The organism is Crocosphaera sp. Alani8 (assembly GCF_038442745.1).
Taxonomy (GTDB): Bacteria; Cyanobacteriota; Cyanobacteriia; order Cyanobacteriales; family Microcystaceae; genus Crocosphaera.
Window position 1 is genome coordinate 1 of sequence record NZ_JARVCN010000187.1, and the last position, 6,641, is coordinate 6,641.

The 6,641-nt window shown below is 40.6% G+C and carries 4 protein-coding genes; 1 reads left to right on the forward strand and 3 read right to left on the reverse strand.

What is annotated here, in order from left to right:
* Positions 1–943, forward strand: a 943-nt coding sequence (locus P9B04_RS12130) for an NAD(P)/FAD-dependent oxidoreductase (RefSeq protein WP_342055250.1), incomplete at its 5' end; no start/stop codon positions are given.
* 184 nt (positions 944–1,127) lie between these two features.
* On the opposite strand, the gene P9B04_RS12135 is transcribed toward P9B04_RS12130, so the two are convergent.
* The 3 genes from P9B04_RS12135 to P9B04_RS12145 all read right to left on the reverse strand — a co-directional run bounded on the left by P9B04_RS12135 (position 1,128) and on the right by P9B04_RS12145 (position 6,537).
* Positions 1,128–4,292 (reverse strand): WD40 domain-containing protein, encoded by a 3,165-nt coding sequence (locus P9B04_RS12135; RefSeq protein ID WP_342055251.1) that lies wholly within the window; start codon positions 4,290–4,292, stop codon positions 1,128–1,130.
* 126 nt (positions 4,293–4,418) lie between these two features.
* Complete coding sequence (locus P9B04_RS12140) at positions 4,419–5,681, reverse strand: GUN4 domain-containing protein (protein WP_342055252.1); 1,263 nt, start codon at positions 5,679–5,681, stop codon at positions 4,419–4,421.
* Between the two features lie 178 nt (positions 5,682–5,859).
* Positions 5,860–6,537 carry a mechanosensitive ion channel family protein gene (locus P9B04_RS12145; protein ID WP_342055253.1) on the reverse strand — a complete coding sequence of 226 codons (678 nt, stop codon included), beginning with the start codon at positions 6,535–6,537 and terminating at the stop codon, positions 5,860–5,862.
* Positions 6,538–6,641: the final 104 nt, after the last annotated feature.

Here is a 6,641-nt window from a genome sequence, read left to right on the forward strand (position 1 = left end):
TGTTTGGCCTAAGTTTTCGCAGCGAGTGACCCCTGGCTTTTTGAGAAGATACGCCGGAATCTATTTACAACGTTATCTCTTATCCAGTTTAATTATTGACAAAGGCAAAGCGCGCTCTTTTTGGATGCAAGAACTTCACAACTATCTCGGTTTGCCACCAGATACCTCTGGCCGCAGTTTATTAAAACAAGGAAAAGACCATTATTTATCTTTAGGAGGAGACTTATTGAATGGTTATGTCGAAGAAGTAATTGATGAGGGAGATACCTTTCTTGTGCGTGTTAAAGTGGGACGCAACGATAGTATTTATGCAGAATTTCGTAGCAAATATATTATTGCAGCCAGTGGTATTATTGATAACCTACCCTTTCTGGATGATATGCAAAATGTCTATGAATATGCAGGATACAACTTGCACGTTTGCTTAATCTGCGATGGCTATGAAATGGTGGATAAAAAAGTAGGTATCTTTGGCAAAAACCAACGCAGTTTAGAAGTAGCCTTTAGTTTAGGTTGGTTTACCCCCCATATCACCCTCTTTACTCAAGATATGTTTGATGTTAGCTTACAATTCCGCGAAAGATTGGAAGATCATGGCTATGAATTAGTAGAAGAACCCATTGAGCAATTTCTAGGAGAAAATCATCAAATGTCAGGGGTTCAACTAATGGATGGTTCCGTAATTAATTTGGATGCGGGGCTAATTTCTATGGGTTCACAATATCACTCAGGTTATCTCTCTGGGATCGATCTCCAACGTCAAGGAGAAAATTTAGTCACCGATAGAATGTGTCGCACCTCTCACCCACGAATTTTTGCTATTGGGGACTTAAAAGTAGGACTGAATCAAGTTGTCATTGCTGCCGCCGATGGGGCCCTAGCGGCATCAGGTATCTGGCAAGAGATTCGCAAGCAAAAAAAGGCTAGTGCAGTTTTTATTTAATAAAAAAAGCTACTATAGCAGTTTTCAATTGGGTGTATCAAAATCTCGGTTTACTTCGACTTCGCTCAGTAACAGGGAGGGGTAGGAAGTGTGGGGAGTATTTTTCTTTTACTCTGTAATCTATGCAAATGAAAATTGCTTTTAAATGACCTCCCCTTCCTTGTACGCTTTCGATCTACTCAAGCTACCATAAGGGTGCTGGACTGGGAGAGGTTTCGGGGACTGGACTAGGTGGTTTTAGCTCATTTTTGTCGGGTTTCTGATTTATTTTAGGAGTTGGAGAAACGAGGGGTTGATTGTTGTTTGATTGACTATTTTTAGATTCTTCTATGTTAGTAGCAATTCGTTCAATTTGCTCATTTATTCCTAGTAATTGATTATTAATTTGTTCTTGTAACTTAGGATCTCTATAACCATCGAGGTTAGTTAGTTTATTTTGTATAATTTGCCACTGATTTTTAGCTAGATTATAATCCTGAATAGTTTTAGCTGATTCTGTTGTGGCGATCGCTTCCTTAATTAGTTTATTAATGTTATTAAATTCTCGTCTAAACTCTTGCTTTCTATCTATTTGATCGTCGAGTTCTTCTATTTTGTCATTAATATTATTAATGGTTGTTTCTGTGGATTTTTTCTCTGTTTTTAATTGAGAGTCCAAAAATTTATCGGGAGAAATACTATTAAGTTGTTGTTGAACTTCTTCCCATTGTTGTTTTGCTTGTTGATAATCTTCGATTGTGTTAGCAGCTTGTAAAATTTGGGTAGCTTCTATTGCTAAATCAGAAGCTTTAGTCAATTGTTCTCTTGCTTTTTCTTCTTGGGAAAGGGTAACATCTATTTTGGTTAATTCTTGTTGAAAACGGCTCAATGCTTCTTGGGATTGGGTATAAACCGAGATGTCTTGAGGAAACCCTTGGAGTTGACCACTAATAGCGATTAAACTATCCCTGTATTGTTTCAATTCCTCTGCCGTGTCTGTATCATCCATCTTTAATATTATTTCGTCTCCTTCTTTCAAGGCCTGGTTATAAAGATTTTCAAATTCTTGATCTCTAGCACAATTATTCAACAGTTTACATACACCAGAAATGTAAGGAGATTGTAACGTAAAGCCAACAGTGGTAAATGTCAAAAATGCCCCAATAAATCCTACACCCACGTAGTTCATTTTGATGCGAAAAGGAGAAAGTTTTTGACGTTTACGGCGACTATTTTTTATTTTCGGCGATACTCTTAAAGTTCCCAATAACCATTTTTTAATAATCAAAGAACTTTGTTTCTCTACTTCAGTTTGAGGAGATATTATTTGGGGATGATTAGACAATCTTTGAGAACAAATGGTTAGCCAATTTTGCCAAGTTCCCCCAATTTCAATTTTAATAGTTCCGTCCAAATAACCACTAATCAAACCCTGACCATCTGGGGTAAAAATAACACAACTAACCTGATTATTTTGGTTAGCTTGAGGATAACTCAAAGACTCTCCTTTAACGGTCCATAACCGTAAATTTCCGTCCGACCCACCACTAACCAACAGTTGACCACAGGGACTAAAAGCAAGTCCTGTGATAGAAGCATTGTGAGAAGCCAGAATAGGGGTCTGGGTGACATTTTCCAGGTTTAAAAAATAAATATTTCCCTGTTCGTTCCCACTAACTAAGACCTTGCCATCAGGACTAATAGCGAGATTCGTAACTTTTCCTGCATCCCCCTCATAAATAACCCTTCCTGACCAGGAATTTTCCCTTTCCCATTGCCAAATTTTTCCCTTATCATCGCTCACTATCACCTTATTACCATCGGGTGTAAATAAAACGGCAGTGATCTCATTATGCACCCTTCCCTGCTGACACAACTCCCCTCGAGAAGTCCACAGCTTGACCATACCATCCCGTCCAGCACTGACAAAGTAGGTTCCTTGGGGGTGATACGCTAGACAAGTTACATCCCCGTCGTGGGCTTGAATAGGCTTTGTAAGGGGCTTTCCTTCAACAGTCCAGAGACGAATCTTCTCGTCCCAACCCCCTGTAACAAAACTGTCTCCCTGGGGAGAATAAGCCAAACAAGTAACATCTGTATTATGGGCCTCAATAGGTTCGCTGAGAGGCTTTCCCTCTAAACTCCAGCAACGGATAAACCCCTGACCCCAGTTACTAATCAACCGTTGACCATCTGGACTGATAGCCAAGTCCCACACCGCACAATTTGGACTCTTGGTACCTTTAAATAAGCGTTCACTGCCAAGATCCCAAAAGCGGACAGTGCCATCGCTGCTACCACTAATTAAGGTTTTCCCATCGGGGGTAAAAGCAATATCTCGAACAGATCCTTGATGGCCCAGGAAAGGGGTAAAGAGCATCTGTCCGTTGCGGTTCCAGAGACGAATAGTGCGATCGCTGCTACCGGTAGCAATGGTTTGGCCATCGGGACTAATGGCCACACATAAAACATAATCTGTGTGTCCTTGTATGGGAGAGTTGATCTCTCGTCCCTTCAAGTCCCAAAAACGAACGGTTTTATCCCAACTTGCGCTAACAAAATATTGGCCATTGGCACTAAAAGCAACAGATTCCACCCGTTGTTGATGGATAGCGATGGGGTCAATTATTTCCTTTCCTTCCAGATTCCAAAGTCGTAGGGTTTTATCCCAACTACTACTGACAATGGTTTGACCATCCGGACTAATGGCGATACTGGTTATTTCCCCATCGTGACCGCTAAAAGGGGGTTTTAGGGGTTGACCTTGAAAATCCCACAGTTGTAAGTTGCGATCGCTGCTACCAGTGACAAAATAATCTCCCCCAGAACTACAAGCTAAAGCAGTTATCCCCAGATCGTGGGCCTCTAGCCGGTTGGTTAGGGGTTGGCCTTGACGGTTCCAAAGGATAAAGGTGCCATCGCTACTACCACTGATTAAGTGTTGACCATCGGGGCTAAAAGCCAAGGCCGTCACTTGTTCTGAGTGGCCTCGTAGGGGATCTGATAGTAATTTTCCTTGGGGGTTCCATAGTCCAATGGTTCCATCCCAACTTCCACTAGCAATGAGGTTCCCGTCGGCACTAACTGCTACGGTACCTACTTTGTCTTGATGAAGGGAGCAACAATTTTTTTCCCTGGCCTTTTCCATTGTTACGCGCAAACTGGCCTGAACTGTGGGTAAAATGGTGTGTGGAGATTTTTCTATGTTTTCCCCCACAGTGGCGATGGCTAACAACAAACTATCTAGGGGTTTAACGTGCAGAAGTTGGGGCGATCGAGTTGCTTTTTCCCTCAACGTTGCTTGAATAAGGGCCTCATTTAACTGTTGAAAATTTTTCTTTGAGGAATCAATAGGTTGAGCTTGCCACATAATCAGTTAAATAGAAATCATACAATGAGGGTTTATATATATTAATTTCGGTATGTGTTAGGGAGAGAGTTATTGGGAACAGTAAGCCGATAATACAATAGGTTTAACCTTAATATCTTCGGTGCTTTATAACAATTGACACTCGGATAATCTTGGGGTTAGGTAAGGCATTCGACTATAAACCACGGCGATGTTTAGTCCCCAACTCCAACGGGGTAAATGACCTGGAGGAGCATTGAGAGAGAAGTCAAGGTCATCATATAAATAATAATCGGGATCATTGGGATTGTCTCGTTTTACCCATCCTACTTGTTGAGCGAAGTTACGATAATTGTTAATGTCTACTTGTTGAGATCCCCCTAAACCTTTGTAAATTCTTTGTTGCACACTCAGTCCAAATCTTCCTTGAGAAGATTCTAACCAAAGGCGATCGATGGTTTGTAAATCTTCGCAGGAAATGTCTTTGTATTCTGTGCTAGTTACAAAACCGGAATTATCTTGGTCTCCTGCTTTTGAGAGGAGATCGTAGGTTATTTGATCGGCTTTTTGCCAGTTTTGGGCTTTTAAAAGCTTTTGTAAGGCAGTGTAGTCCACTCCTGTGGTTTGAGACACTAGGGTACTAGAAGACGGTTGCACCGGATCGACAATAATGGTGGGTGACGGTGGTGGTGATAAGGGGGGAGTTGGGGCGGCTTTTACTTTTGCTATTAAGTTAGGGGTCAAAGGTACTCCCAGATTTAAGCCGGTTTTGATGTAGATGTTATCGTAACCTGTTGTCTGGGTTGAGGTAGTATCGGCCCTTCCATGAATACCAACCACTTCCCCCTGTTGATTTAACACTGGGCCCCCACTCATGCCAGGTAGGGTATTATTGGTATAAACTAAGCCGTAGCCGTCTCTTAAGCCTCCTGTAGCGGTAATTTTTCCAGGGACAAAAGTGTAAATGGAAGCGTTAATGGCGGTGGTGGGGAGGGGAAACCCAGAGACATAAACCGTTGACCCTTCTGTGAGTTGACTGCCGTTGGCTAGTTTGGCAGTGGGGTAGATGCGATCGCTATTAAATTCCACCACTGCTAGGTCCACACCTGGGATGATTTCTATGGTTCGAGTATTGATTAAATGCCGTTTTTGGTCAGGAGTAACCACGTAGGCCTCTTCTCCTGGGTTAATATTACCCACCACGTGGGCTGCGGTAAATAAGCTATAGGTTTGACCGCTTTTGTTGATGATGAGTCCGGTTCCGTTGCTGCCGGGTCCCTCGATCAAAACTGTGATTTTTTTGGCTGTACGGCTGATTTCCTTAGCAGATAGGGCTAAGCTATGGGGGGCGTGAATGTTGATCAAAATGGCCAGAACAGGGATTATATATTGACCAAAAGGGTTACTCATGGGGATGAAATTAGGCGATCGCTTTCTAAGTTACCAGGATAACAATATATAGCAGTTCTTATTTATCCTTGAAGCGAATTAATTAATTATCAATTGTCAATTATCCATTATCCATTGATAAAACCGAAGTCGGGTTACCTGAGTTAGAGATAAGATAATCAGCACTATTACTGGATATTTAATTGTCTTGTTCAGGGACGATATAAGATAATAATTGGTCTTCATTATTAGATTTATTGATAAGAGAAACGGTATGATGAGGAATTCCCAACATAATATTTTCCTGATCGAATGCTTCTTTTACTCGTAAGCGAAATTCTCGACCAACAGACCAATGTTCACTAGGTTTAGTTTTGATTAAAAGATGAATTAATATCCCCTCGTGGGAAACTTCGTCAACCCCTAAAACTTCTAAAGGTTCTAAAAATTTGTGCTTCCATTGGGCTTCGCTTTCCATTTCATCAGCTACTTTCATCATTATTTCTATAGCTCTCTTGATGTTTTCATGCCAAGCAATTTTTATAGTAAAATTAACCCTTGACCAATCTTTAGTATGATTAACAACGGTAGAAATTTTACTATTAGGGATAGCAATAACTTGTCCATCTAGATTACGTAAAGATGTCACAAATAAATTAATATTTTCTACTACTAATCCACCCATCCCATTAATATCAATTACATCTCCAATAGCATAGCGATCAGTCCATAAAATCAAGATACCATTGAGCATATCTTCTAATAAGTTACGAGACAGAAAAGCAAATGCGACAGCTAAAATTCCCGCACCAGCTAATACTGAAGGATTTAGTCCAATTAATAAAATACTACTATAAAATCCTATGATCAAAATCACAAAACTTTTTCCTTGTTTAAGGATAACAGAATAAGTGTTAATCCGTAAGATATATAGCAATCAGGAATGAGGTGTGAGAAAATGAAAGAATAGTAAATCTAGAC

Excerpts from the sequence above, each read along its gene's own strand:
- P9B04_RS12135 (WP_342055251.1), bottom strand. The coding sequence starts at position 4,292 with ATGTGGCAAGCTCAACCTATTGATTCCTCAAAGAAAAATTTTCAACAG.
- P9B04_RS12140 (WP_342055252.1), bottom strand. The coding sequence starts at position 5,681 with ATGAGTAACCCTTTTGGTCAATATATAATCCCTGTTCTGGCCATTTTG.